At 58.5% G+C, this 26,038-nt stretch carries 23 protein-coding genes, 4 tRNA genes and 1 pseudogene; 12 read left to right on the plus strand and 16 right to left on the minus strand.

The window, feature by feature from the left end:
• Position 1 precedes the first annotated feature (1 nt).
• From KVG95_RS27590 to KVG95_RS27600, 3 genes are all read right to left on the minus strand, one after another.
• Positions 2-1,591 carry a sensor histidine kinase gene (locus KVG95_RS27590; RefSeq protein WP_217858655.1) on the minus strand — a complete coding sequence of 530 codons (1,590 nt, stop codon included), beginning with the start codon at positions 1,589-1,591 and terminating at the stop codon, positions 2-4.
• Positions 1,581-1,814 (minus strand): PP0621 family protein, encoded by a 234-nt coding sequence (locus tag KVG95_RS27595; RefSeq protein WP_052967613.1) that lies wholly within the window; start codon positions 1,812-1,814, stop codon positions 1,581-1,583. Before KVG95_RS27595 ends, KVG95_RS27590 begins: the two co-directional genes overlap by 11 nt.
• Before the next feature lie 137 nt (positions 1,815-1,951).
• The gene (locus KVG95_RS27600; RefSeq protein ID WP_217858656.1) at positions 1,952-2,974 is read right to left on the minus strand and encodes an outer membrane protein assembly factor BamD; all 1,023 of its coding nucleotides are present in this window, start codon (positions 2,972-2,974) and stop codon (positions 1,952-1,954) included.
• Between the two features lie 151 nt (positions 2,975-3,125).
• Between KVG95_RS27600 and rluD the strand changes: the two genes are divergently transcribed.
• The 7 genes from rluD to KVG95_RS27635 all read left to right on the plus strand — a co-directional run bounded on the left by rluD (position 3,126) and on the right by KVG95_RS27635 (position 8,219).
• Entirely contained in the window at positions 3,126-4,088 is a 963-nt protein-coding gene (rluD, locus tag KVG95_RS27605) for a 23S rRNA pseudouridine(1911/1915/1917) synthase RluD (protein WP_007901932.1), read from the plus strand.
• The gene (pgeF, locus tag KVG95_RS27610) at positions 4,085-4,810 is read left to right on the plus strand and encodes a peptidoglycan editing factor PgeF (protein ID WP_217858657.1); all 726 of its coding nucleotides are present in this window, start codon (positions 4,085-4,087) and stop codon (positions 4,808-4,810) included. Before rluD ends, pgeF begins: the two co-directional genes overlap by 4 nt.
• A gap of 129 nt (positions 4,811-4,939) precedes the next feature.
• A complete protein-coding gene (gene clpB / locus KVG95_RS27615) occupies positions 4,940-7,504 on the plus strand; it encodes an ATP-dependent chaperone ClpB (RefSeq protein ID WP_123721408.1) in 2,565 nt (854 codons plus the stop codon).
• Between the two features lie 300 nt (positions 7,505-7,804).
• A tRNA-Asn gene (locus KVG95_RS27620) sits at positions 7,805-7,880 on the plus strand.
• Between the two features lie 9 nt (positions 7,881-7,889).
• Positions 7,890-7,966 (plus strand) — tRNA-Pro (locus KVG95_RS27625).
• A 5-nt stretch (positions 7,967-7,971) separates the two neighbouring features.
• A tRNA-Lys gene (locus KVG95_RS27630) sits at positions 7,972-8,047 on the plus strand.
• 95 nt (positions 8,048-8,142) lie between these two features.
• Positions 8,143-8,219 (plus strand) — tRNA-Pro (locus KVG95_RS27635).
• Between the two features lie 105 nt (positions 8,220-8,324).
• Here KVG95_RS27635 and KVG95_RS27640 read toward each other — a convergent pair.
• From KVG95_RS27640 to KVG95_RS27660, 5 genes are all read right to left on the minus strand, one after another.
• Positions 8,325-8,720, minus strand: coding sequence for an HvfA family oxazolone/thioamide-modified RiPP metallophore (locus KVG95_RS27640; protein WP_217858658.1), 396 nt, complete (start codon positions 8,718-8,720; stop codon positions 8,325-8,327).
• Positions 8,721-9,027: 307 nt separating this feature from the next.
• Complete coding sequence (locus tag KVG95_RS27645) at positions 9,028-10,326, minus strand: NAD(P)/FAD-dependent oxidoreductase (protein ID WP_217858659.1); 1,299 nt, start codon at positions 10,324-10,326, stop codon at positions 9,028-9,030.
• A gap of 60 nt (positions 10,327-10,386) precedes the next feature.
• Positions 10,387-10,560 carry a DUF3094 domain-containing protein gene (locus KVG95_RS27650; protein ID WP_050681443.1) on the minus strand — a complete coding sequence of 58 codons (174 nt, stop codon included), beginning with the start codon at positions 10,558-10,560 and terminating at the stop codon, positions 10,387-10,389.
• A 51-nt stretch (positions 10,561-10,611) separates the two neighbouring features.
• Positions 10,612-11,139, minus strand: coding sequence for an MOSC domain-containing protein (locus KVG95_RS27655; RefSeq protein WP_123721410.1), 528 nt, complete (start codon positions 11,137-11,139; stop codon positions 10,612-10,614).
• Entirely contained in the window at positions 11,136-11,762 is a 627-nt protein-coding gene (locus KVG95_RS27660; RefSeq protein ID WP_052967624.1) for a DUF1780 domain-containing protein, read from the minus strand. Before KVG95_RS27660 ends, KVG95_RS27655 begins: the two co-directional genes overlap by 4 nt.
• Positions 11,763-11,891: 129 nt before the next feature.
• Here KVG95_RS27660 and KVG95_RS27665 point away from each other — a divergent pair, with 129 nt between their 5' ends.
• Positions 11,892-12,359, plus strand: coding sequence for an FAD/FMN-containing dehydrogenase (locus tag KVG95_RS27665; RefSeq protein ID WP_217858660.1), 468 nt, complete (start codon positions 11,892-11,894; stop codon positions 12,357-12,359).
• An 11-nt stretch (positions 12,360-12,370) separates the two neighbouring features.
• Here KVG95_RS27665 and KVG95_RS27670 read toward each other — a convergent pair whose 3' ends face one another.
• The 4 genes from KVG95_RS27670 to ppk2 all read right to left on the minus strand — a co-directional run bounded on the left by KVG95_RS27670 (position 12,371) and on the right by ppk2 (position 16,701).
• A complete protein-coding gene (locus KVG95_RS27670) occupies positions 12,371-12,817 on the minus strand; it encodes a potassium channel family protein (RefSeq protein ID WP_217858661.1) in 447 nt (148 codons plus the stop codon).
• A 22-nt stretch (positions 12,818-12,839) separates the two neighbouring features.
• Positions 12,840-13,940: an AI-2E family transporter gene (locus KVG95_RS27675; RefSeq protein ID WP_217858662.1), complete on the minus strand. Its 1,101-nt coding sequence runs from the start codon at positions 13,938-13,940 to the stop codon at positions 12,840-12,842.
• A gap of 108 nt (positions 13,941-14,048) precedes the next feature.
• Positions 14,049-15,827 (minus strand): SulP family inorganic anion transporter, encoded by a 1,779-nt coding sequence (locus tag KVG95_RS27680; protein ID WP_217858663.1) that lies wholly within the window; start codon positions 15,825-15,827, stop codon positions 14,049-14,051.
• Between the two features lie 49 nt (positions 15,828-15,876).
• Positions 15,877-16,701: a polyphosphate kinase 2 gene (gene ppk2 / locus KVG95_RS27685; RefSeq protein WP_217858664.1), complete on the minus strand. Its 825-nt coding sequence runs from the start codon at positions 16,699-16,701 to the stop codon at positions 15,877-15,879.
• Positions 16,702-17,063: 362 nt separating this feature from the next.
• Between ppk2 and KVG95_RS27690 the strand changes: the two genes are divergently transcribed.
• The 4 genes and pseudogenes from KVG95_RS27690 to KVG95_RS30260 all read left to right on the plus strand — a co-directional run.
• Complete coding sequence (locus tag KVG95_RS27690; protein WP_217858665.1) at positions 17,064-18,407, plus strand: MFS transporter; 1,344 nt, start codon at positions 17,064-17,066, stop codon at positions 18,405-18,407.
• A gap of 125 nt (positions 18,408-18,532) precedes the next feature.
• Positions 18,533-19,738: a benzoate/H(+) symporter BenE family transporter gene (locus KVG95_RS27695; protein WP_217858666.1), complete on the plus strand. Its 1,206-nt coding sequence runs from the start codon at positions 18,533-18,535 to the stop codon at positions 19,736-19,738.
• A gap of 108 nt (positions 19,739-19,846) precedes the next feature.
• Positions 19,847-21,115 (plus strand): OprD family porin, encoded by a 1,269-nt coding sequence (locus KVG95_RS27700; protein WP_217858667.1) that lies wholly within the window; start codon positions 19,847-19,849, stop codon positions 21,113-21,115.
• A gap of 5 nt (positions 21,116-21,120) precedes the next feature.
• Positions 21,121-21,276: pseudogene (locus KVG95_RS30260) on the plus strand (LysR family transcriptional regulator); the annotation flags it as partial.
• On the opposite strand, the gene dctM reads toward KVG95_RS30260, so the two are convergent.
• From dctM to KVG95_RS27720, 4 genes are all read right to left on the minus strand, one after another.
• Positions 21,271-22,554 (minus strand): C4-dicarboxylate TRAP transporter large permease protein DctM, encoded by a 1,284-nt coding sequence (dctM, locus tag KVG95_RS27705; RefSeq protein ID WP_217858668.1) that lies wholly within the window; start codon positions 22,552-22,554, stop codon positions 21,271-21,273. The pseudogene KVG95_RS30260 and the gene dctM sit on opposite strands and share 6 nt — an antisense overlap.
• Positions 22,551-23,183, minus strand: a complete 633-nt coding sequence (locus KVG95_RS27710; protein ID WP_030130380.1) for a TRAP transporter small permease — start codon at positions 23,181-23,183, stop codon at positions 22,551-22,553. Before KVG95_RS27710 ends, dctM begins: the two co-directional genes overlap by 4 nt.
• Positions 23,184-23,254: 71 nt before the next feature.
• A complete protein-coding gene (gene dctP, locus KVG95_RS27715) occupies positions 23,255-24,250 on the minus strand; it encodes a C4-dicarboxylate TRAP substrate-binding protein DctP (protein ID WP_217858669.1) in 996 nt (331 codons plus the stop codon).
• Positions 24,251-24,354: 104 nt separating this feature from the next.
• Positions 24,355-25,809 (minus strand): TrkH family potassium uptake protein, encoded by a 1,455-nt coding sequence (locus tag KVG95_RS27720; protein WP_217858696.1) that lies wholly within the window; start codon positions 25,807-25,809, stop codon positions 24,355-24,357.
• Positions 25,810-26,038 lie beyond the last annotated feature (229 nt).

Raw genomic sequence — 26,038 nt, forward strand, 5'->3', positions numbered from 1 at the left:
TTCAACTTTGTTTCCGTCCGTGAGCAAAAGTGATGCGAAAGCAGCCGCCGCCTTGGCGTGGTTTGAAGTCTAGGCGGGCCTGATTGCTTTCGCACAGCTCACGGGACAGATAAAGCCCCAGGCCAGTACCCTGGCTGCTGGTGGTGAAGAACGGTTCGAACAAGTGCGAGCGCTGCTCCGGCGCCACGCCGGGGCCATCGTCCAGGACTTCAAGGGTCGGCAACTGGCTCTCCGGGTCGAGGTGCAACTCAAGCCAGGCTTGAGCCTGAGCGTGCTTCAGTGCGCTATGGCGCCAGGCGTTGCGCAGCAGATTGTCGAGAATCTGGGTCAGCTGATTCGGGTCCATCAGGGTTTTGAAGTTTCCCGAACCGATGCGCAGGTGAATTTGCTGACGTTCGGTCGCCCCTTCGCGGGTTTCAGCGACAAAATGCTCCAGCCACGGCCGTAGATCCAGCCGTTGCGGTACGGTTTGCTGGCGACGAGACAGTTGCAGGACGTTTTCGATTACCCGATTCATTCGCTGAGAGTGGTCTTGAATAATCTGTGTCAGACGCCGATCCGCGCCGTTCAGTTCCTCGGATTCCTGCAGTAACTGCGCGGCATGACTAATGGCACCCAGTGGATTGCGGATCTCATGGGCAATACCGGCGGTCAGGCGACCGAGGGCGGCGAGTTTAAGTTGCTGGGCCTGTTGGGCGATTTGGGCGAGGTCTTCGAGAAAAACCAGCGTCTGGTGGTGCGGGCTTTGGTCCAGGGCAATAAAGCTCGGTTGGAGCTCCAGCCCATTGCTGGCGATTTTCAGGCTTTGTGGGCGCAAAGTCGGATTGTTGAACCACAGTTGGAGCCGCTCGACCAACGGCATCGAGTAGTCGTCAATCAACTGGCCATCGAGTTTTTCCTGCCCCAGCAAGGTCAAGGCGCTGTGATTGGCCAGTTGCACATGCCGTTGGTCGTCCAGCACCAGAATGCCCGTGCGCATGCGTTGCAGGATCAGTGCGTTGAGGGCTTCGAGGCTGAGCACTTCGCTGGCCCGCTGCTCGGCCAGGGTTTCGCTGACTTCCAGTCTTCGGATCAAGCCTTGCACCAGCAATGCTGCGGCAAAACACAGGGCCCCAAGAGTGCCAATTTGCAGGTAATCGTTGGGGCTGGTGGGATGGCTGAAGCTCAGAAGGAAGCTCAAGCCCACGATGCCGAGGGCGCCAACTGCCGCAATCAACAGGCCGATGCGCCCGCGCAGCAGGGTGTTGCTGATGACCACCGACACGATCAACAGGTTGCCGATGGCGCTGGGCATGCCGCCAGCGGCATAGAACAGGCCGCATAGCAGCAGCACATCGACCAGCGCCAGGCTGAACAACTGCGCCGGGCGCCGGGTGTTCCCCTGAAAGACCACCAGCAGGATATTCAGCACCAGGTACAACCAGCTGCCGTTACGCAGCAAGTCATCATTGGCGAACGTCAGCAACTGGTTGTCCATGTTGCTGGAGATCAACAGCACCAAGGTGATGCCGATGCTTAAACGGTAGAGGTGATAGAGGCGCAGCAGTCGCTGGGCCTGTTTGTTGCCGGGACTGGACGTCTCAGCGATCACTGGAACCCGGGCCTTGCTCAAGGTGAGCCTGGCTGCAATACCACTGTTGTTGAAGGCTCAGCGCGCGGTCGCGGGGCAGGTGTACACCGCAATGAGCACAGCGGACCATGGGTGGAGCATCTTGCTCGCGCGGCGTGTTGGTGCCCGAAGCCGGGCCCTTGAACTTGCGCCAGAACCATATCGCAGCGGCAATCAGGGCGATCCAGAACAATAAACGAAGCATGGTGAGCTGCTTTTTGAGTAGTGAATTGGCAGTTTAGCCAAGGACGGGTCAGGCGCACAGCGCAATACGCTCACCCCTGAAATCCGGTAATAAAAAAGGCGCCTCGAAAGGCGCCTTCTCGGCACAACACCCCAGCGTCAGTCGAACACGCCGAAGGTCATGTAGCTGAACCACGAGCGGTCGGTGTTGTTGGCTTCGGACTCGTGCTGCTCTTCTTCGATCACATCGCCATTTTCATCTTTAGGCTTGAGCTCGTTCGGAATCGAGTCCTTGGCATCCTGGAACTGCCTCTGTACGTCCTGGTTGGCGCGGGTTTCACCCGGCGGCAGCGGCGGACGGGATTCGATCAGGCCCAAGGTGGCCTTGCTCAGCCACGAACGGTTGTCGGCTTCGTCCTTCGAAGGCACGAACTGACCGTCCACCAGGCTTGGGTGGTTCGGGTAGTTGAGCTTCAGGGTTTCGAGGGTGGTCGCGGCCAGTTCGTCCAGGTGCAGACGCTGGTAGGCTTCAGTCATCACCGCCAGGCCGTCACCGACCGAAGGGGTTTCCTGGAAGTTTTCCACCACGTAACGACCACGGTTCGCGGCGGCGACATAGGCCTGACGAGTCAGGTAATAGTCGGCAACGTGAATCTCGTAGGAAGCCAGCAGGTTGCGCAGGTAGATCATGCGCTGCTTGGCATCCGGTGAGTAGCGGCTGTTCGGGAAGCGGCTGGTCAGCTGCGCGAACTCGTTGTAGGAGTCGCGAGCGGCGCCCGGGTCACGCTTGGTCATGTCCAGCGGCAAGAAGCGCGCCAGCAGGCCGACGTCCTGGTCGAAAGAGGTCAGGCCCTTGAGGTAGTAGGCGTAATCCACGTTCGGGTGCTGCGGGTGCAGACGAATGAAACGCTCGGCGGCGGACTTCGCAGCCTCAGGCTCGGCATTCTTGTAGTTGGCGTAGATGAGCTCGAGTTGAGCCTGATCGGCGTAGCGACCGAACGGATAACGCGACTCCAGGGCCTTCAGCTTGGCTGTGGCGCTGGTGTAACTATTATTGTCCAGGTCGGTCTGCGCCTGCTGGTACAGCTCGACTTCGCTCAGGTTTTCGTCTACGACTTCCTTCGATGAGCAAGCAGCGGTCAATGCGAGGATGGCGATCAGCAGCAGGTGTTTCACTTGCATGGCGGCTTGCGTCCCTATGACGGCCGCTGTCTTGGGCGGGGCCGTCCTGTTATGATGAGCGCCCCGTTGAAAAGCCTCGGGGCAAAAGACGCCGTATTTAACCACAAGCGCGCAGCCGAAACCAAAGGCTGTGCCGACGCCTAGTCTGAGCATGTCCGATAAAATTGAACTTCGCGCAGAGGTGCCGTCCGAATTGGGCGGCCAACGCCTCGATCAAGTCGCCGCACAATTATTCGCTGAGCACTCGCGCTCGCGCCTTTCCGCCTGGATCAAAGACGGCCGCCTGACTGTGGATGGGGCGGTTATCCGCCCGCGAGACATCGTTCATGGTGGCGCCATTCTTGAACTGACTGCCGAGCAGGAAGCTCAGGGCGAATGGATCGCTCAAGACATCGAGCTGGACATCGTCTATGAAGACGACGACATCCTGGTGATCAACAAGCCTGCGGGCCTGGTGGTGCATCCGGCTGCCGGTCACGCTGATGGCACTTTGCTCAACGCCTTGCTGCACCACGTGCCGGACATTATCAATGTGCCCCGCGCCGGTATTGTGCATCGCCTGGACAAGGACACCACCGGTCTGATGGTGGTAGCCAAGACCATTCAAGCGCAGACACAGCTTGTCACGCAATTGCAGAGCCGCAGCGTAAGCCGGATCTACGAGTGTATCGTGATCGGTGTGGTGACAGCCGGCGGCAAGATCAATGCGCCGATCGGTCGTCACGGCCAGCAACGCCAGCGCATGGCCGTGATGGAAGGTGGCAAGCAGGCCGTCAGCCATTACCGCGTGCTCGAGCGTTTCCGCTCCCACACTCACGTGCGGGTGAAGCTGGAAACCGGTCGTACTCACCAGATTCGCGTGCACATGGCGCACATCAACTACCCGTTGGTCGGAGATCCTGCCTATGGCGGTCGTTTCCGTATTCCGCCGGCCGCCAGTGTGACCATGGTCGAATCCCTGAAGAATTTCCCGCGTCAGGCGCTGCATGCGCGGTTCCTGGAGCTGGACCATCCGACCACCGGAAAACGCATGAGCTGGGAATCGCCACTGCCGGATGACTTCGTCTGGTTGCTGTCGCTGCTCAAGCAAGACCGTGAGGCGTTCATCGGATGAGTGACTGGCTGATTCCCGACTGGCCTGCGCCTGCCGGGGTGAAAGCCTGCGTCACCACCCGTGCGGGCGGCGTCAGTCTGGCGCCGTTTGACAGCCTCAATTTGGGCGATCATGTCGACGACAGCCCCGAAGCTGTCGCCGAAAACCGCCGTCGCCTCACCGATCATTTCTCTATTCAACCGGCCTGGTTAAAGCAGGTTCACGGCATTGTCGTGGCCCAAGCAGATCCAAGCCTGGTAGCCACTGCCGACGCCAGCTGGACGGCAACACCCGGTATCGCCTGCACCGCGATGACCGCTGATTGCCTTCCGGCGCTGTTTTGCGACCGTGCCGGCACCCGCGTCGCTGCCGCCCACGCCGGTTGGCGCGGGTTGGCGGCGGGTGTGCTGGAAGCTACCCTCGACAGTCTGGCCGTGCCGCCTGAAGACGTGCTGGTCTGGCTCGGCCCGGCCATTGGCCCGCAAGCCTTTGAAGTCGGCCCGGAAGTGCGCGAAACCTTCGTCCAGCAATTGCCTGAAGCCGCCAAAGCCTTCGTGCCGAGCCAGAATGCCGGCAAGTTCATGGCCGACATCTATGAGCTGGCGCGTTTACGTCTGGCCGCTCGCGGCGTTACCGCTGTTTATGGTGGCGGTTTCTGCACCGTGACCGACCCTCGCTTCTTTTCTTACCGCCGCAGTCCACGCACCGGTCGGTTTGCTTCCCTGATCTGGCTCGAACGCTAGACTTCTCTGATCTGCATCAACGTCACGACGCTTGAATCTCCCAGAATCGACCACATCTAGTGAGGTATCTGGCAGGTTTCTTCATTCAGGATGTTTATAGGTCCGGCCTGCTCAAAAGGAAGGTGACCCATGCGTATAGACCGTTTAACCAGCAAGTTGCAGTTAGCCTTGTCCGACGCCCAATCCCTGGCTGTCGGCCTCGATCATCCGGCGATTGAGCCGGCGCATTTGATGCAGGCCATGCTTGAACAGCAGGGTGGTTCGATCAAACCCCTGCTGATGCAGGTGGGTTTTGACGTCAACAGCTTGCGTAAAGAACTGACCAAAGTCCTCGATCAGCTGCCGAAAATCCAGAATCCCACCGGCGATGTGAACATGTCGCAGGATCTGGCGCGCCTGCTCAACCAGGCTGACCGCCTGGCTCAGCAGAAGGGTGATCAATTCATCTCCAGCGAACTGGTGCTGCTCGCCGCCATGGACGAGAACAGCAAGCTCGGCAAATTGTTGCTGGGCCAGGGCGTGAGCAAGAAAGCCCTGGAAAACGCGATCAATAACCTGCGCGGCGGTGAGGCAGTCAATGATGCCAACCATGAAGAATCCCGTCAGGCGCTCGACAAATACACCATCGACCTGACCAAGCGCGCCGAAGAAGGCAAGCTCGATCCAGTGATCGGCCGCGACGACGAAATTCGTCGCACCATTCAGGTCCTGCAACGCCGCACCAAGAACAACCCGGTGCTGATCGGTGAGCCTGGCGTGGGTAAAACCGCCATCGCCGAAGGCCTGGCCCAGCGCATCATCAACGGCGAAGTGCCGGATGGCCTGAGAGGCAAGCGTCTGTTGTCGCTGGATATGGGGGCTCTGATTGCCGGCGCCAAATACCGCGGCGAGTTCGAAGAGCGCCTCAAATCCCTGCTCAACGAACTGTCGAAGCAGGAAGGGCAGATCATTCTGTTCATCGACGAACTGCATACCATGGTCGGCGCCGGTAAAGGCGAAGGCTCGATGGATGCGGGCAATATGCTCAAGCCTGCGTTGGCTCGTGGTGAACTGCACTGCGTGGGCGCGACCACGCTCAACGAGTACCGCCAATATATAGAGAAGGATGCGGCCCTTGAGCGGCGCTTCCAGAAAGTCTTGGTGGATGAGCCGAGCGAAGAAGACACCATCGCCATCCTGCGTGGCCTGAAGGAGCGTTACGAGGTTCACCACAAGGTGGCGATCACCGACGGTGCGATCATCGCCGCGGCCAAGCTCAGTCATCGCTACATCACCGACCGTCAGCTGCCGGACAAAGCCATCGACCTGATCGACGAAGCCGCCAGCCGCATCCGTATGGAGATCGACTCCAAGCCGGAAGTGCTGGACCGTCTGGAACGTCGTCTGATTCAGCTGAAGGTGGAATCCCAGGCGCTGAAGAAAGAAAGCGACGACGCGGCGAAGAAACGTCTGGAAAAACTGCAGGAAGAAATCGTTCGTCACGAGCGTGAATACTCGGACCTCGAAGAAATCTGGAACTCGGAAAAAGCCGAAGTCCAGGGTTCGGCACAGATCCAGCAGAAGATCGAACAGTCCCGTCAGGAACTGGAAGCCGCGCGCCGTAAGGGCGACTTGAACCGCATGGCCGAGTTGCAATACGGGGTGATCCCGGACCTGGAGCGCAGCCTGCAAATGGTCGATCAGCACGGCAAAAGCGAAAACCAGTTGCTGCGCAGCAAGGTGACTGAAGAAGAGATCGCCGAAGTCGTGTCGAAGTGGACCGGCATTCCTGTGTCGAAAATGCTCGAGGGCGAGCGCGAAAAACTGATGAAGATGGAAAGCCTGTTGCACCAGCGTGTGATCGGTCAGGACGAAGCGGTGATCGCCGTTTCCAACGCCGTGCGGCGTTCCCGCGCCGGGTTGTCCGACCCGAATCGCCCGAGCGGTTCGTTCATGTTCCTCGGCCCGACCGGTGTCGGTAAAACCGAGTTGTGCAAGGCGCTGGCCGAGTTCCTGTTCGATACCGAAGAGGCGATGGTGCGGATCGACATGTCCGAGTTCATGGAGAAACATTCCGTGGCTCGACTGATCGGCGCGCCACCGGGTTACGTGGGCTATGAAGAGGGCGGTTACCTGACCGAGGCGGTGCGTCGCAAGCCTTATTCGGTGATTCTCCTGGACGAGGTCGAGAAGGCCCACCCGGACGTGTTCAACATTTTGCTGCAAGTGCTCGAAGATGGCCGTTTGACCGACAGCCATGGTCGCACGGTGGATTTCAAAAATACCGTGATCGTCATGACCTCCAACCTCGGATCGGTGCAGATTCAGGAACTGGTGGGTGATCGCGAGGCGCAGCGCGCGGCGGTGATGGATGCGATTTCCACGCACTTCCGGCCGGAGTTCATCAACCGGGTCGACGAAGTGGTGATTTTCGAGCCGCTGGCTCGGGATCAGATCGCCGGCATTACCGAGATCCAGTTGGGTCGCCTGCGTAGCCGCCTGACCGAGCGCGAGCTGAAGCTTGAGCTGAGTCCGGAAGCGATGGATAAGCTGATCGCTGTCGGTTACGACCCGGTGTATGGCGCACGGCCGCTCAAACGGGCGATCCAGCGCTGGATCGAGAACCCGTTGGCACAGTTGATTCTGTCGGGTCGATTCATGCCTGGCGACACCGCCAAAGGTGTGGTGGAGAACGACGAAATCGTTTTCGTCTGACGCTCGGCGGCAGTGCAATAAAAGAAGGCCTCGCATTGCGAGGCCTTTTTTTCGCCAGGCTGTTGAACTTAAAGGAAAAGGCTTGTAAAGTGCGCCCCGCAGTAAGTCACCCCAAAGGGGGTTCTGCTCCCCAAGCAGGAATCTGAAATAAGTTGCAAATCATTAACTTGAAAGCAATTTAGGGGGTTGACAGAGGTGCTTAAGATTGTAGAATAGCGCGCCTCAGACACACGAACGCAGCGATGCGAACGGGTCGAAGAGGTGAAGCAAGCTTCACAGTTGTAAATTGAAATATGTAGTTCCGTGATAGCTCAGTCGGTAGAGCAAATGACTGTTAATCATTGGGTCCCAGGTTCGAGTCCTGGTCACGGAGCCAATTTCAAACCGGGGTATAGCGCAGTCCGGTAGCGCGCCTGCTTTGGGAGCAGGATGTCAGGAGTTCGAATCCCCTTACCCCGACCATTTTTGGGTCGTTAGCTCAGTTGGTAGAGCAGTTGGCTTTTAACCAATTGGTCGTAGGTTCGAATCCCACACGACCCACCATTTTTGAAACCAGTTAGCGCTGGAATCGAATCTTAAGATCAGAGGCCAAAAGCGCTGATCGAAGAAGGCGCCTTTAAAAGGTGCCTTTTTTTTACCGGGGTATAGCGCAGTCCGGTAGCGCGCCTGCTTTGGGAGCAGGATGTCAGGAGTTCGAATCCCCTTACCCCGACCATATTAAAAATCCTCGTATCGAAAGATACGGGGATTTTTTTTGTCTGCGGCAAATGCAAAAAGGCCCTGCTTCTCGTTGGAGAAGCAGGGCCTGGTCTTCAGCGACTTAGCTATTGTCTTTCAGGTGCTCGAACAAGCCCTTCGGCATTTTTTTGCCATTGGTTTCGTAGTTGGCTTTTACGTTATCAAAAGCCTCTTGTTCGTCGATCTGGTCGTCATGGTTGGTGTCGATCTTGTCGAAGTCAGCCTTGGGCGCCACTTTCAAAAATTCCGCGCGGGATACCTTGCCGTCATCATCGGTGTCAGTCTTGGCCATCGAGGCGTCACCGCACTTGCCTTCACCACATTTGCCTTCAGGCGTCTTCACGACCTGTTCCGCCGAGGCCAGCAGGTAGCCCTGAGTCAGCGGCTGCGAAGCGAAGACAGAACCGGACAACATTATGCCTCCGGCAAGAACAGCGCCGAGCAGGCCAACGGTGTTTTTACTGAGAGTACGGGGCATTACAAATCTCCTTGGTTGCACAACACAACCGCTCGATAAAGGACGCCACGTGAGTGCGGCGATGACCGAAGCAGGCAGTGCCTTGCTCGGGTGTGGCCATTTAGCGGGCGTGGTGTATCGCTACTGTGTCGCGCAAGGGGGGCTTTGTAAGCGAAGGAATGGAATCAGGGGGGAGATACAGTGAGACACAGATCTCTAAGTTGATAGAGCTAATGTGGGAGCGAGCCTGCTCGCGATGAGGGATTAACATTCAACAAAGGTGCTGGATGTCAGACCGCTATCGCGAGCAGGCTCGCTCCCACAGTGTTTAGTGCAGCTTCAACCGCGGCTCAGTCCCGCGCCCAATCTTGCTACCCAGCATCAACATCGCTGTGCGAAACGCGCCGTATAGCGCCATCTGGTGCATGCGATATAGCGACACGTAAAACATCCGCGCCAGCCAGCCTTCGAGCATCACGCTACCGGTGAGGTTGCCCATCAAGTTACCCACAGCCGAAAAACGCGACAGCGAAATCAGCGAACCATAGTCGGTGTACTTGTACTCCGGCAGGGCTTTGCCTTCGATCCGCAGTTTCAGCGATTTAGCCAGCAACGAAGCTTGCTGGTGCGCAGCCTGGGCGCGCGGCGGCACATTGCGATCAGTGCCCGGTTGTGGGCAGGCCGCACAGTCACCGAAGGCGAAGATGTTCTCGTCGCGGGTGGTTTGCAGGGTCGGCAACACTTGCAGCTGATTGATGCGGTTGGTTTCCAGGCCATCGATATCCTTGAGGAAACCCGGCGCACGAATCCCGGCGGCCCAGACTTTCAGGCTGGCATTGATCACTTTGCCATCGACGGTAATCAAGCTGTCTGCCGTCACTTCGCTGACCGCGGCATTGGTCATGACGTTGACCCCGAGTTTCTCCAGGGTCTTATGCACAGGCCCGCCGATTCGTTCCGGCAGGGCTGGCAGCACTCGGGGTCCGGCTTCGATCAGGGTGATGTGCATGTTTTCCGGTTTGATCCGGTCCAGGCCGTAGGCCGCGAGTTCATGGGCGGCGTTGTGCAGTTCTGCCGCCAGTTCCACCCCGGTGGCACCGGCGCCGACGATCGCGACGCTGATCTGTTGCACCGTATCAGTTTGCCCGGCGTGGGCGCGCAGGTAGTGATTGAGCAGTTGTTGATGGAAGCGCTCGGCCTGTTTGCGGGTGTCGAGGAACAGGCAGTGTTGCGCCGCGCCCTGCGTGCCGAAATCGTTGGTGGTACTGCCGACGGCAATCACCAGCGAGTCGTAAGGCACTTCGCGCGCCGGCACCAGTTCCAGACCGGCCTCGTCGTAGGTGGCGGCCAGCTGGATTTTCTTCTGCGTGCGATCGAGCCCGCTCATGCGCCCCAGCTGGAACTCGAAGTGGTTCCATTTTGCCTGGGCAACATAGTTGAGTTCGTCTTCGGAAGAGTTCAGGGAACCTGCCGCCACTTCGTGCAACAACGGTTTCCAGATGTGGGTCAGGTTCGCGTCGACCAGCATCACACTGGCCGTGCCGCGCTTGCCCAGAGTCTTACCCAGACGGGTAGCCAACTCCAGACCGCCGGCGCCGCCGCCAACGATGACAATACGATGAGTCATGGGGATATCTCGCAAGGCTAAAAGAAATCGGTGCAGTTACCCGAGCGAGCGCGATGCTGCTCATAGCGTCAGGTAACTGATAAGTCGGCTCAACAGGCCTAGACCAATGGTCACTGCCAACACCAGCACCAGGAGCATCCACGGCCGGAAAGGCCGGCGCTCGACTTGGTGCTGGGACAGGCGCAGGTACTCTTCGACATGCTTTTGGTCGTCCGGGTTCAGGCGGCTGGTCATATTGGGCCTCGTCAGATAGACGTTGCTGAATGTTTAGAAGCTACAGGGCTTTTATCCTGGGTTGAACGGAGCATAGCCGCTGTCCGGAATCGGCTCGACATTCACCCTGTCGTCCAGGCGAATGATGCCACTTTGTAACACTCGGGCAGTGATTCCACCATGTCCGCGAACGGCCTGAAAGGTCCCGGGGCCGAGGTTGTTTTCGAGACGTGCGCAGGGCTGGCACCAGCCGCTGGTTTCAAAAATCGCCTGGCCGATCCTGAAACGCCGACCTTTGAGGCTGAACAGGTTGATGCCGCTGACGACGATATTGCGCCGCAGATCCTGAGGTCGTACCGGTTGATCGTCCGGGCGGCCCATCAGCGAATTGATTACGGCCAGGTGTTCCCACTGAATCAACGTCACCTGCCGCGCATTGCGCACACCGGGACGGGCATGATCACCGGTCAACCCGGCCTCAAGTCGTGCTTCCACGGCATCGAGTTCGATCATCGGCGAGCGGGATTGCGGCCGCACACCGATCCAGCGCACACGTCCTTGTTGCGGTACTTCGGCGATCAACTCCTGCAATGGACTCACAGACTGATTCCGACATCGAAAACGATGCTGCGACCCAGGTTGCTGCGCAAGAAGTCCGGAGCATCCGGATGGGCGAATAGCACTCGGGCGAAGGTCGGACCGACCAGCGACAACGAGCGCCAGCCCTGACGCAAGTATTCGGTAGGTGGCGGAAAGTGGCTGTTGAGGTCCAGCACTTCGCGCTTGAGGCTGGCGAAGGCGATGATGTCCAGCTCTCCCAAATCCATGCCCCGTTCTTGGTAGTTGTGGGCTTTTTTACGCAAGGTCGGCGCCAGTCTCAGCAGAAATTCATTGGCCGGGATGCGCCGGGGCTTGGCCTCGCGGCGCACCAGTTGGCTCAGGGAAAACGCGCTGCGCCGACGTTGCAGCTCGTCGCGCCATTCGTCGTTGAGGCGCCGGCCTTCGTCGAGCACGAAAAACACCTCGAAATTCGCGTCGCGGAACAACACGTCCGGCGGCTCCCCGGCAGGGGCAAATTCGTCGGCGCGATAGGGAATGTTCAGGCCTTGCAGCAGGCGCTGGCAAACCCAACGCTCACGCTCCCATTTGCGGGCATTGGACAGGAACGTGTTGGCTTGCTCGGCCGCAATGGTCAGCAGGCGTAAATAATCTGAGTCATCCATAGGCCCAAGCTTAGCGTTCATTTGCGACAAGCAGAAAGCGTGAAACGGTAAACGGGGGCACTGAGCACTCGGAACGGGTGGTGTAGACTGATGGCCATTACGCATATGCGCTCGAACAAGGAGTAGAACTTGAAATATTGGCCGGTGTTATTGCTCAGTCTTCTGCCTCTTTGGGCCCAGGCGCTGGAGGTTGGCGAGCGCCTGGCGCCGTGGACCTTACTTGATCAGTTCGATCAGGCTTTCACGCTCGATAGTCAGACTCAAACGCTACTGGTGGCGCGCAGCATGGATGCCGCCAAACTGGTCGGCGCCGCTCTGCAGGACGAGCCCAAGGGCTACCTGGAGGCTCGGCACACGGTATTTGTCGCGGACATCCAGCGCATGCCTCGACTGATCGCGAAAATGTTCGCAGTACCGGCTATGCGCGATTATTCCTATCGAGTGATGCTTGACCGTGATGGTCGCGTGGCGCCGCGCTACCCCGGGGCCGAGGATAAAGTGCTGTGGCTGCAGCTCAAGGACGGCCAATTGGTGGAGCAGCACGAATACGCCACGGCGGCACAATTGCGTGAGGCGCTGGAGAAGGCCCTACCATGATCGGCGCATGCCTATGGGCGTTCACGCTGCTTTAGCCTGTCCATGTTGTGCTTTATGACATCCATCACCGCAGCGGTCATCACCGCGGTGGAGACACCAAACATCAGGATTCCGTTGGCGGCCTCCAATGGGCCAAGCAGACGCCAGCGAGAGGACATGACGATGTCGCCGTAGCCCAGCGTGGCGAAGTTGACCGCCGAGTGGTACAGCGCGGTGGCGAATTGGTCGAATTCGTTGAGCAGCATGAATAGCGTGGCCCAGATGGCGATCTGCACGAAATTACCGAGCATCATCAGCAGCATCACCATCGACAACAACAGGATATTCAGCCATTGCGTTTCAGGCGGTTTGGAATGCCTGAAATGCACGTATTGACGCAGGCATATGGTCACGAAAATGGCTTGCAGTACCAGGCAGAGCAACATCACGGGAAGGCCGGCCAGTAAATTCGACAACATGGGAATATCCTCGGCCGCCGTGTCAGGTCTGTCCCTGGTTGTCTGGCCCCGGCTCTTGCACTTGATCCACCCATTCCCAGAACAGCTGATAGCCGACCGCGAGTATCACAGGGCCGATAAACAGGCCGAGGATACCGCCCGTGACCATGCCGCCCAAGGCACCGATCAGCACCACCGGCATCGGTACATCGACCCCACGACCCAGCAGCAGCGGTTTGAGGACGTTATCGACCAATCCGGCGATGAAGACATAGATGGCAAACACAATGGTCGCCGTACTGGCACCTTCGCTCATGAAAACAAAGACGATGACCGGAAGGGTAATCAGGGTCGCCGGTAATTGCATGATGCCAAGCAGCAGCACCGCCAAGGCGAGAAGACCGGCGCCGGGGACGCCCATGAACACAAAGCCGATGCCCACCAACAGCATCTGGATGAACGCGATGCCGACCACCCCCAACGCCACTGCCCGGATGGTGGCGGTGCACAGATCGGCGATTTTCGGCCCGTTGATCGGACCGCTGAAGCGCGTAACGATTCGCACCGCGCTGCGGTGGCCGCTTTCTCCATAGGCTAAAAAAATACCGGCAATAATCAGGGCGACGATGAATAAAAGGAGCCCCATGCTGACACCCGCAAGCTTGCTCAGCAGGGAGAGGCTCACGCCTTTGATCTGCGGTATGAACTTCTGAGCCAGATGGGGCAGGTCAGTGGTGGCTTGTGCCCATAAGTTATAAAGAGGTTCTCCCACCAGTGGCCAACTGGCTACCGTGGCGGACGGTGGCGGAATATGGAAACTGTCGGTTTTGACCATGGTCATGACCCTTTCCACGGACTCCGCAAGCGAGGCTCCCAACAAATAGACAGGCACCATAAGAATACTGATGACGATCAATACGATCAGCGTCGCGGTGATCCCGTCTTTGTTTCCCAGCTTGCCTTTGAACCTGACTTGCAAGGGGTAGAGGGTGATTGCCAGGATCACCGACCACAGCATCAGGTCGAGGAACGGGCTGAATATCTGAAAGCAGAACATCACCAGAACGGCAATCACTCCGGCACGAATCAGTACATCGAGCAGGTCTCGGGAAAAAACCTTTTCGAGAGTGGGTATGGGAACCATTGATTACCTCCTGTAGAGAGTGGCAAAGGCATGCGCTCGATAAGCCGCGGGCGAGCCGGTAAACATGGAAACATTGATAAAACCCGTCGCTGAGTGCCTCCATGCCACTCAGCGATCCTCCTCCTCCCAATCCACCGGATGAATCATCAGATAGCTGTCGACTGCAGTGCCTATTGTTGGAAAGAACGCCGTTTCGCCAAGCCGCGCGAAAAGCCCGAATCGCTTCAGCTTGTCCTTGACCGGGTCCTTCATCTCGGCCACGCACAACTTGATGCCCGCGGCGTGCAAGGTTTCGTCCAGCTCAGCCAACATGTCGGCCGAGGTCACGTCCACGCTGGTGACGGGTTCCGCCGCAACGACCAACCAGCGCACTGGCGTAGGCGATGCCGCCACGGCGTCGAGCACTCGGTCATGGAACAACTCGGCGTTGGCGAAAAACAACGGCGCATCCCAGCGAAACAGCACCAGACCGGGTACAAGGCGCGCGTCGGGATAGCGCTTGATGTCGTGATAACCCTTGACGCCTTCCGCGCGTCCCAGAACGGCAGAATAAGGGCGCCAGCCATCCCACAGAAATTCGATAACGGCGATCACGATGGCCAGGCCGATGCCTTCAATCGCGCCCAGTACGGCCACGCCGACGGTGCAGACGATTGACAGCCAGAACTCCCAACGCTGGATTCGATAAATTCGTCGCAGGTCGGTGACCTCAATCAGGCCGATGGCGGAGGCGATCACCACCGCAGCCAGTGCGCTGGTGGGTAAATCCTTCAACAGGTCCGGCGCCACCACTAGCAATAAGGCAACAGCAATCGCGCCGATGACTCCGGTCAACTGGGTTTTGGCGCCTGCAGCCTCGGCCACGGGCGTACGTGACGAGCTGCTGCTGATCGCAAAACCCTGAAAAAATCCGGCGGCCAGGTTGGCGACGCCCAGGCCCACCATTTCCTGGTTCGGGTCCACATAGGTGCGTGTCCGCGCCGCATAGACACGCGAGAGCACGCTGGTATCGGCGAACGAAACCAGGGCAACGGCGCAACCGCCGATCAGGACAGGGACGATATCGGCGCGAGTGATCCAGGGGATGTCGAACGCAGGCAAGCCTTGTGGAAGAGAGCCGAGGACTGATATTCCAGCGCGCTCTGCAAGGTCCAGCACACCCACGGCGACAGTCGCTCCTGCCACGGCGATCAGAATGCCCGGCACGCGCTTGTTGCCCTTGAGCAGCAGAATCACGGCCAAGGTGGCTGCGCCGACCATGAAGGCGGTCCAGTTGGTTTTCCCCTCCATTACCGCTGTAGCGATCGCCCACAGGTTTCTCAGCGGACCGTCGGACTCAATCGAAAAACCGAAAAACTTGGGCAGTTGGCTGATCAATACCGTCAGCGCGATCCCGTTCATGTACCCGTAGCGGATCGGTTTGGAAAGAAGCTCCGTGACAAAGCCCAGGCGCGCTATGCCGGCCAGGATGCACACCACCCCCGATACGATCGCCATCATGCTCGCAAGGGCGATGGCACGACGCGGATCACCGCCGGACAGTGGCAGCACGACGGCGAGAATAACGGCAGCCAGCGAGGAATCCGGCCCCAGCACCAGAATTCGGCTGGGTCCGAACAGCGCATAAGCGAGCAGCGGAACGATGGTCGCGTAAAGGCCATAGATGCCGGGTACGCCCGATGCCACTGCGTAGGCGATGCCGACAGGCACCAGCATCGTGGTCAGCACCAGTCCGGCCACGAGGTCGTGCCGCAACCAGGCGATTTTGTATCCACGTAGTGTGCGCAGCCCCGGCAGCCAGCGGCTCCAACCGGTGTCGCCGTCGGTATCCCGATGGACAATCCGGCCGGGTTCCGGGACGGGAGGCGAAACATCCGAATCGCTCATAGGACTGTGGCCCTTTGGTGTACAGCGCAGATCCGCTTGGACGTGCCGGTCAGAATTTTTCTGGAATTCGCCGCAGCGGATAATTCGGTTCACGATAGCCACCTGATTTCTGCCGTTTGGGCAAAATCACCTTCTCGCGCGGTACATTCTTGTACGGAATGCGGCTGAGCAAATCAGAGATGATGTTGAGGCGGGCCCGCTTCTTGTCGTTCGAGTTGGCCACAAGCCACGGAGCATGGTCGGTGTCGGTCGCCTTGAACATGTCGTCACGTGCACGCGAGTATTCATACCAGCGGCTGTATGACTTGAGATCCATTGGCGTCAGTTTCCAGATTTTGCGGCCATCCTTGATCCTCGCCTCGAGCCGGCGGGTTTGCTCCTCTTCGCTGACTTCCAGCCAATACTTGAACAGCATGACACCCGAGTCGACCATCATGCGTTCCATGAGGGGGGCCAGGCTCAGGAAACGGGTCACTTGCTGATCGGTACAAAATCCCATCACACGCTCGACCCCTGCGCGGTTGTACCAACTGCGATCGAAGATCACCACTTCGCCAGCCGCTGGCATGTGCGCCATGTAGCGCTGCATATACATCTGGCTCTTCTCGCGCTCGGTCGGTGCCGGCAATGCCACGACCCGAAAGACACGCGGGCTCACCCTCTCGGTGAGCGCCTTGATCGTCCCGCCCTTGCCGGCACCGTCGCGCCCCTCGAAGACGATACAAATCTTGATGCCTTTGTGTTTCACCCATTCCTGCAACTTGACCATTTCGACATGCAGTCGGCGTAACTGCTCAAGATAGGCTTTGTTCGTCAGTCTCAAGGGTTCAGCGGCGTTTCTTTTAACAGCGGGTTTCTTCTTGTCCTTTGCCATGACCAAAGCCTCACCTATGCCAGTCGCTGACTACCGATAGATAGACCCTGCAGGTGCCACTATCAGCTTGCAGATCGCGCATTGCTTCGAGCAAACCTGGCGTCAGTCGTGGACGGCCCTCTGCTCTTGACGTTCAACTCCATTACCACCGCGTGAGTCTAGTCCATGAATCAACCCTCTACAGGGTTGCTACAGGCTCTTGGAGCGCGCCTCACCCCACGCCCGGTTCAGGGCATTGCACAAAACGGATAGCGATCTGCGCAAAGCGGCTATTGCCCCGTGCCCGGCGTCTTTACCCTCGGCTGTACGGACGTTAGCCGCGTTACCGACTCTTAAAAAAACAACAACAAGAGATAGATGCCATGCGCAAGATCAACGTACATGAGGTTATCGACAACGCTCGATTCAACCGCTTTCACTGGATGGTGCTGTTCTGGTGCGCCCTGATCATCATTTTCGACGGATACGATTTGGTGATTTACGGCGTGGTGTTGCCGATGCTGATGAAAGAGTGGGGGCTCAGTCCCCTGCAAGCCGGCGCGCTGGGAAGTTACGCGCTGTTCGGGATGATGTTCGGCGCGCTGTTTTTTGGCCCGTTGTCGGACAAGATCGGCCGCAAAAAAGCCATCACCCTGTGCGTGATGCTCTTCAGCGGTTTTACCGTGCTCAATGGTTTTGCCCGTAACCCCACCGAGTTTGGCCTCTGCCGGTTCATAGCCGGGTTGGGCATTGGCGGGGTAATGCCCAACGTTGTGGCACTTATGAACGAGTACGCGCCGAAGAAAATCCGCAGCACGCTGGTGGCGATCATGTTCAGCGGTTATTCGGTGGGCGGCATGCTCTCGGCGGGGCTCGGCATCGTGCTGATCCCCAGTTTCGGCTGGCAGTCAGTGTTTTACGTGGCGGTGCTGCCATTGCTGTTGTTGCCGTTGATCATGTATTTCCTGCCCGAATCGGTGGGTTTCATACTGCGTCAGGGGCGCAATGAAGAGGCGCGCAACGTTCTGGAGCGGGTTGACCCGGCTTACGTTGCACTCGCCAGCGATCAGTTGCACATGAGCGAAGTGAAGGGCACTGGCACCCCGGTGTTGCAACTGTTCCGCGAGGGTCGTGCGCTGCGCACGCTGATGCTGTGGCTGGCATTTTTCTGCTGCTTGCTGATGGTCTACGCCTTGAGTTCCTGGCTGCCGAAACTGATGGCCAACGCCGGTTACAGCCTGGGCTCGAGTCTGTCATTCCTGCTGGTGCTCAACTTCGGTGCCATTTTCGGTGCGGTCGGCGGCGGGGTACTGGGCGACAAGCTCAACCTGCCGCGCGTGTTGGCGGTGTTCTTCGTCGTGGCTGCGGTATCGATCACCTTGCTGGGCTTCAACAGTCCGATGCCGGTGTTGTACCTGCTGATCGCCCTTGCCGGCGCCACCACCATCGGTTCGCAGATCCTGCTGTACGCCTGCGCCGCGCAGTTCTACTCCATGACCATTCGCTCCACCGGTTTGGGTTGGGCGTCGGGCATCGGCCGCAACGGCGCGATTGTCGGTCCGCTGCTGGGCGGTGCCTTGCTGGGGATCAGCCTGCCGCTGCAACTGAACTTCATGGCGTTTGCCTTGCCCGGTGCGGTGGCCGCCCTCGCCATGACCGTGTTCGCCATCAGCAGCCAGCGCAGCGCCAACGGTGCCGCCCAGACGCTGGCGCCGACCAGCGCTTGAGCCAGGCAGCGGTCGGCACGGCGTCATGCCGTGTCGCCTGCCTGGTCACCCAGACTTTTTTTTTGCGAACAAGAGCGGCCGGGCTTGTGCCACGGATCGCCTGACGCGTCTTGCGGCGAGGTTTCATGAAAGCGTTATTTCAGGACTTTTCCCTGTCTGCTGCAGTCGCCGGATTTATCGCCACGGTGATTTCCTACGCAGGCCCCTTGGTGATCATCTTTCAGGCCGCCGAGACCGCGCACCTCTCGCGGGAAGTGTTGTCGTCCTGGGTCTGGGCGATTTCCATCGGCAGCGCCGTGCTTGGCATCGGTTTGAGCCTGCGTTATCGCGTCCCGGTGATCATCGCGTGGTCGGCACCGGGCTCGGCGTTGCTGGTGGCGCTGTTGCCGGGGATCTCCATGCCGGAGGCGGTGGGCGCTTATCTGGTCAGCAGCCTGATTATTTTCCTGGTCGGGGTGTCGGGGGCTTTTGACCGGATTATCGGCAAACTGCCCGCGGCGATTGCGGCGGCGATGCTGGCGGGGATTCTGTTCAGCTTCGGCACCGGGTTATTCGTGTCGCTGCAAGGCAAGCCATTGCTGGTGCTGGCGATGTTTGCCACGTACCTGATCTGTAAGCGGGTGATGCCGCGCTATGCGGTGTTGATGGTGCTGCTGGTGGGTTGTTCGATTGCGTTTCTCGCCGGTGATTTGCACCGCGAAGCACTGGTGATTGGCTTGGCGACGCCGGTGTGGATCACCCCCGCGTTCAGCCTGAGTGCGACCCTGAATGTCGCCTTGCCGCTGGTGATGGTGGCGCTGACCGGCCAGTTTGTTCCCGGCATGGCGGTGCTGCGTGCCAGCGGCCACACAACGCCGGCCGGCCCGATCATCGCCAGCAGCGCGTTGGGCACTGCACTGTTGGCACCGTTCGGTTGTCACGGGTTGAATCTGGCGGCGATTACCGCAGCCATTTGTACCGGTCGCGAGGCCCATGAAAATCCGCGCAAACGCTATGTGGCCGGAGTGGTGGGCGGGCTGTGTTACCTGGTGCTGGGGATCTTCGGTGCGACGCTGGTTTCGTTGTTTTCGGCGTTCCCCAAGGAACTGATCGCAGCCTTGGCCGGGCTGGCGCTGTTTGCGGCGATAGCTGGAGCGTTGGCCGGCGCAATGGCGGTGCCGAGTGATCGCGAAGCCGCGTTGGTGACCTTTCTCACCACCGCCTCGGGCATGTCGCTGTTTGGTTTGTCCGCCGCTTTTTGGGGGCTGATTTTCGGCATGGTCACGCACGTGCTGTTGAGTGCCGGGCGTCCCGCGCCTCAGGTTACGCCCGCACAGGAGGTAGCGCGCTGACCGCGTAATCGCAACCCCGATCCTTATCCGTTTTCACCATCCCCCGCGGCGAATCCGCCACGGGTGGAGCACTTCAACCTGTCGATCAATAACAATAAGAGAACAGCGATGAAACAGACTTTTCCAGCAACCGGTTCAGTGTTGTCCCTGGCGGTCGTCTTGGGTTTTTCCAGTGGCGTGATGGCCGCGGAGGGCGGCTTCATCGAAGACACCACGGCCACCTTGCAGGCGCGTAACTATTACTTCAGCCGGGACTTCTCGGACATCGTCGGGGCCAATCAACAGTCGAAGGCCGAAGAGTGGGCGCAGGGCTTCATCCTCAACGTCAAATCCGGTTATACCCAAGGCCCGGTCGGTTTTGGCGTGGATGTCATCGGCCTGCTCGGCCTCAAACTCGACAGTAGTCCGGACCGGGTCAATACCGGTTTGCTGCCGGTGCAGGATGATGGGCGCGCGGCAAATGATTACAGCCGTCTGGAAGGTGCGCTGAAGATGCGTTACTCCAAGACCGAGTTGAAAGTGGGTGAGTTGCAACCCAACCTGCCGGTGCTGGCCTTCAGCGATATCCGCCTGCTGCCGCCCAGCTATCAGGGCGCGAGCATCAGCTCCAATGAGATCGATGGTCTGACCTTGCAAGGTGGCCACTTGAATTCAACCAGCCTGCGCAACGAGGCCGGCGACGAAAAGATGCAAGCCATGCTCGGTCATGTTCCGCAGCGTCAGGTCAGCAGCGATGGCTTCAACTTTGCTGGCGCCGATTACGTCTTCAATGACAAACGCAGCTCGGTCAGCGCCTGGTACGGGCAACTGGAAGATATCTACAACCAGCGCTTTCTTGGCCTCAAGCACAGCGAGCCGGTGGGGGACTGGACCTTGGGCGCCAACCTTGGCTATTACGATTCGCGTGAAGACGGCAAAAAGTTGCTGGGCAATATCGACAACCAGGCGTTCTTCTCTTTGCTGTCGGCCAAGCGCGGCGGCCACACGTTTTATGTCGGCTATCAGGGCATGTTCGGCGACAGCGCCTTCCCGCGAGTCTTTGCCAATATCTCGCCACTGGGCAATGAAGTGCCGACCTATGAGTTCGCCTACACCGATGAACGTTCCTGGCAGGCGCGCTACGACTACGACTTCGCGGCCCTCGGCATACCCGGCCTGACCAGCACCGTGCGCTACATCACCGGCAATAACGTCGACACCGGCAAGGGCTTTGAAGGCAAGGACCGCGAGCGCGATCTGGATATCGGCTATGTGCTGCAGAGCGGGAGTCTCAAAGGCCTCGGCATCCGTGTGCGCAACGTCATGGCGCGCTCCAACTACCGCAGCGATATCGACGAAAACCGCCTGATCCTCAGCTACACGTGGAAGTTGTTATGAGCCTCGTCAGCCCGGGCAAGACCTCTCAGTGCAACGTCGCCGAATCAATGATCAAGGCGTCGGAGGCCGGCATGGGGATCAGCCTGATTCCGTTCTATACCGCGACACGACCCTTCAGCGACGGCACGTTACTGCGCTTGCTGCCGGCCTCTCGTTTACGTCATCCCCAACGAGTTCGGCAGGACCAGAGAAATCCACGGTACATAAGTAATCAATATCAGGAACAGGAACAGGATGATCAGCCAAGGCATTGCTGCACGTATGGTGGCGGTCAGTGACATGCCGGTCACCGCCGAGGTGACGAACAGGTTCAGGCCCACGGGCGGGGTGATCAGGCCGATCTCCAGGTTCACCACCATGATGATCCCCAAATGAATCGGGTCGATTCCCAACTTCATGGCAATCGGGAACATGATCGGCGCCAGGATCAGGATGATTGCCGAGGGTTCCATGAAGGCGCCAGCCACCAATAACACGATGTTCACCACGAGCAGGAATGTCACCGGTGTCAGGCCCGCGCCGATGACCCAGGCGGTGATTTGTTGGGGCAATTGCTCGGTGGTCAGTACGTGGGCAAAAAGCATGGCATTGGCGATGATAAACATCAGCATGATGCTCAGCTTGGCGGATTCGAGCAGTACCTTCGGTATCTCGCGGAACGACATGTCCTTGTAGACGAATAGCGCAATGAATGCCGCGTAGACCGCCGCCACTGCTGCCGCCTCGGTCGGGGTGAACATTCCGGTGTAGATGCCGCCCAGGATGATGAACATGAGCAGCAAGCCCCAAACGGCCTTGCGTGCCGCATTCAACCATTCACGAACGGTCGCCCGCGGCATGGCGGGCAGGTTTTTCCTGACGGCGACGACGTAGATAGCCACCATCAGCGCTGTACCCAGCAGCAGGCCGGGCACCACACCGGCCATGAACAGCTTGCCGACCGAGGTTTCCGTCGCCGCGGCATACACCACCATCACGATGGATGGAGGAATAAGGATGCCCAACGTGCCGGCGTTGCACACAATACCGGCACCGAATGCCTGTGGATAACCGGAGCGGACCATCCCCGCGATGGCGATGGAGCCCACGGCGGCTACCGTCGCAGGGCTTGAGCCGGACAACGCAGCGAACAGCATGCACGCCAGCACCGCCGCGATGGCCAGGCCGCCGCGAATATGACCAACACAAGCGTTGGCAAAGTCGATCAAGCGCCGCGCCACACCGCCCGTGGTCATGAAGGCACCGGCCAGCAAAAAGAACGGGATGGCCAGCAGCGTGTAGTGCTCGGAGGTCTCGAACAGCTTGATGGCCAGTGAGCGCACGGAGTCGGGGCTGAAAAAGATGATCGTCAGCGAACCGGCCAGGCCAAGGGAAATGGCGATCGGTACGCCGATAAACATCAGCGCGAACAGAGCAACAAAGAGAAAAAGAATGGTCATTTCTTGTCATCCTCATGCTCGGTCAGTTTCAGCACCTCCGCGGCCTCGTCGGCCAGGCCCAGGCCCGTTTGACGATTTTGCACAATGCGCACCAGGATCTCGGCAAAGCGGATGAACACCAAGGCAAAACCCACCGGCACAATCAGCCCGATGTGCCATTGCATGATGCCGTAATGACCGAGGTCCTCGGCACCGATGCCGGCGATGAACAACGTCTGAATCCATTCGAAACTGGCGACGCTAAGCAGGCCCGCATAGGCCAGACTGCAGAGGCAGGCAATGATGCCAATGATGCGCTGAACCGGTTTACTGGCCAGTTTCACCAAGGCATCGACACCGATGTGTCCGGCCGTGCGCACGCCATAGGACAAGCCGAAAAAGATCAACCAGGCGAACAAGGCTTTGGTCAGCGAGATGCTCCACGTCATGGCTTGGGCCATCCCCATGACGCTGTCGCCAATGGCGAACAAGGGTTCACTGGCGCTCTGCCACTGCTCGGCGAGGCTGTAGAAAACGCTATAGAGGTTGTTAAGGATGACGTAAACGAACGTTACCAGCGTCATTGCCGCCAGCAGGAAGACGATAAAACCTTCTTCGAAGTGATCCCAGATACGCCGTAAGGCATTCATGAGTGGCATCTCCCGATCGAGTGACGACTATGAAACAGGGGTCGCCCTTTCGGGCGGCGCCCGCCGGCAGATTACTGAGCCTGGTTGGCAGCTTCGGCGGCCTTGATCAGGTCGGCACCGATATCACCTTCGAACTTCTTCCAGACCGGTTTCATTGCTTCACGCCACTTGCCACGTTGCTCTGGGGTCAGGGTAATGATTTCAGTGGTCTTGGCGTTGATGATGTTCTGTTTCGCATCCTGGTTCAGTTTCTCTGCATCTTTGTTCACCTGAGTGGTGACCTCGACGATGATCTTGTCCAGTTCGGTTTTTATATCCGGCGGCAGGCCAGTCCAGAACTTCGTATTGGTGATCAACATGTAATCGAGCAAGCCATGATCGGACTCAGTGATGAACTTCTGCACTTCGTGCATTTTCTGGCTGTAGATGTTCGAGTAAGGGTTTTCCGCGCCATTGACGACGCCGGTCTGCAAGCCCTGATACACCTCGGCGAAACTCATCTTCCGAGGGTTGGCGCGTACCGCCTTGAATTGCTCTTCGAGCACGGCTGAAGCCTGCACGCGGAATTTCAAACCGCGGGCATCGCCCGGTTCACGCAGCGCCTTGTTGGCGGACAATTGCTTCATGCCGTTGTGCCAATAGGCAAGTCCGGTGATGTTCTTGCTTTCCATTGCCTTGAGAAGCCCCTGGCCGTCAGGGCTTCGCTGGAAGCGGTCGACTGCCGAGATGTCGTTGAACAGGAACGGCAGATCGAACAATTGCAGCTTGGGTGTGTATTGCTCGAACTTGGCCAGCGACGGCGCAATCATCTGCACATCGCCCGACAGCAGCGCCTCCATTTCCTTACCGTCACCGAACAGCGAAGAGTTTGGATAAACCTCTACCTTGACCTTGCCGGGCAGACGTTCTTCGACGAGTTTCTTGAACAGCAGGGCGCCCTGGCCTTTAGGCGTTTGTTCGGCAACTACGTGAGAAAACTTGATAACGACTGGATCAGCCGCCAGCGCCAGGCTCGACGCGCCCAGCGCGAGTGCGCAGACGGCAGCGCTCCACAATGATTTGAGCATTTAGATGTTCCTCTTGTTTTAGTTCTCGTGCCGTTCATGTCTGAAACGCATTTGCACGGTGGACAAGAGGAGTCTAGGCAACAAATCACCATTGGTCGTTGCGACTAGTATTTCCAGAAAACCGGGATGAACAGCACCAGAACGGTGAGGATCTCCAGTCTTCCCAGCAGCATGCCGATGGTCAGCAGCCATTTGGCCGAATCGGGCAGTGTCGAGAAGTTACCTGCCGGGCCAATGATCGAACCAAGGCCAGGCCCCACGTTGCAGACGGCAGTGGCCGCGCCACTCAATGCCGTGGTCCAGTCCAGGCCGATGAGCGCCAAGCCCATGGCGATCGCCCCGATGGTGATGGTGAAAAAGAAAGAAAACGTCAGGAGCGAGCGGGCGATATCCTCGTCGATGGGGTGATTGTTGTATTTTTTCCGGATGATGGCTCGAGGATGGATCAGTTGTTTCAGGCTGCCCATGAGCAGTGCGCCAGCCACTTGAAAACGGAAGATTTTAAGGCCGCCAGCGGTGGAGCCGGAGCAGCCGCCGACAAAGGTCAGATAAAAAAACAGCAACACGGAGAAACTGCCCCATAACGTGTAATCCCCCAGCGCCACGCCGGTCGTCGTGACCACCGACGTCACGTTGACAGCCACGATCCGAAACGCCTCCCACCATCCGAAATCGCTGTGCAAGCACAACCAGGTACCGAACAGCAGCCAGGTGATGAGCAAAAAGCCAATGAACCCGCGTACCTGATGATCTTTGAACAAGGCCCGTTTATTCCCGCGCAACATGCTCACATACAGCGTAAAAGGCAGGCTACCCAGAATCATGACAACCACCGACACCCAATGAATGGCCGGTTGCGTCCAGTGCGCCAGGGAGGCATCGGAGGTGGAAAATCCTCCCGTGGAAATCAACGCCATTGCATGATTGACGGCTTCGAACGGCGTCATCCCGGCTATCCACAGGGCCAGCGTGGAAACAGCGGTAAGCCCGATATACAGCCCAAGAATATATTTGGCGGCTACGTGGGAGCGTGGTGTGACCTTCTCTGACCAGTCGGATGATTCGGTCTGAAACAGCCGCATGCCCCCGACCCGCAATAGCGGCAGGATGGCCACGGCCATGCCGATGAAACCGATCCCGCCCAGCCAATGCAGCATTGAACGCCAGATCAGCAATCCGGGAGAGGCGGTGTCCAGACCGGTCAGGATGGTCGATCCGGTGGTGGTGATGCCGGACATCGTTTCAAAAAACGCGTCGGTGTAGCTGATGTGCTGGATCAGGACCATGGGCAATGCGGCGAACATGCAGACGACTACCCAACTGGCAGTGGTCAGCATGTACATATCGCGGGGGCGCAACTGAGCGTCCTCAGGACGTCCCTTGTTGATCAACAGCAGCCCGGACACCGCCGTGATCAGACTCGACCACAGAAAGGCCGACATATCATCGTTGCGTTCATAGATCACCAGCGTGAGCATTGGTATCGCCATGCTCACTGCCAGTGTGATCAAAAAAATACCCAGGATGAAGCCGATAAGCCGCAGTACCGCAATGGACATAAATAACGCCTGTCTTGTTAGCGCCGCGCAGTATCGACCGGCTTGTCGTTTTGTCTCGTAAAGTTTGTGTAACTTTTTTCCTTTGCCCCTGATTTTCTGTACGCCGGGGTAAAAGAGCGACACGGGCGGTCAGAATCGCCGGTATAGACTGAGAGCTATCACGACAGGAGAGACGCGTGAAATATAGAACAGTGTTGCTGCTCAGTCTTTTGCTTTTATGGGCTCATGC

Source organism: Pseudomonas farris (assembly GCF_019145235.1).
In the GTDB taxonomy this organism is placed as follows: Bacteria; Pseudomonadota; Gammaproteobacteria; order Pseudomonadales; family Pseudomonadaceae; genus Aquipseudomonas; species Aquipseudomonas farris.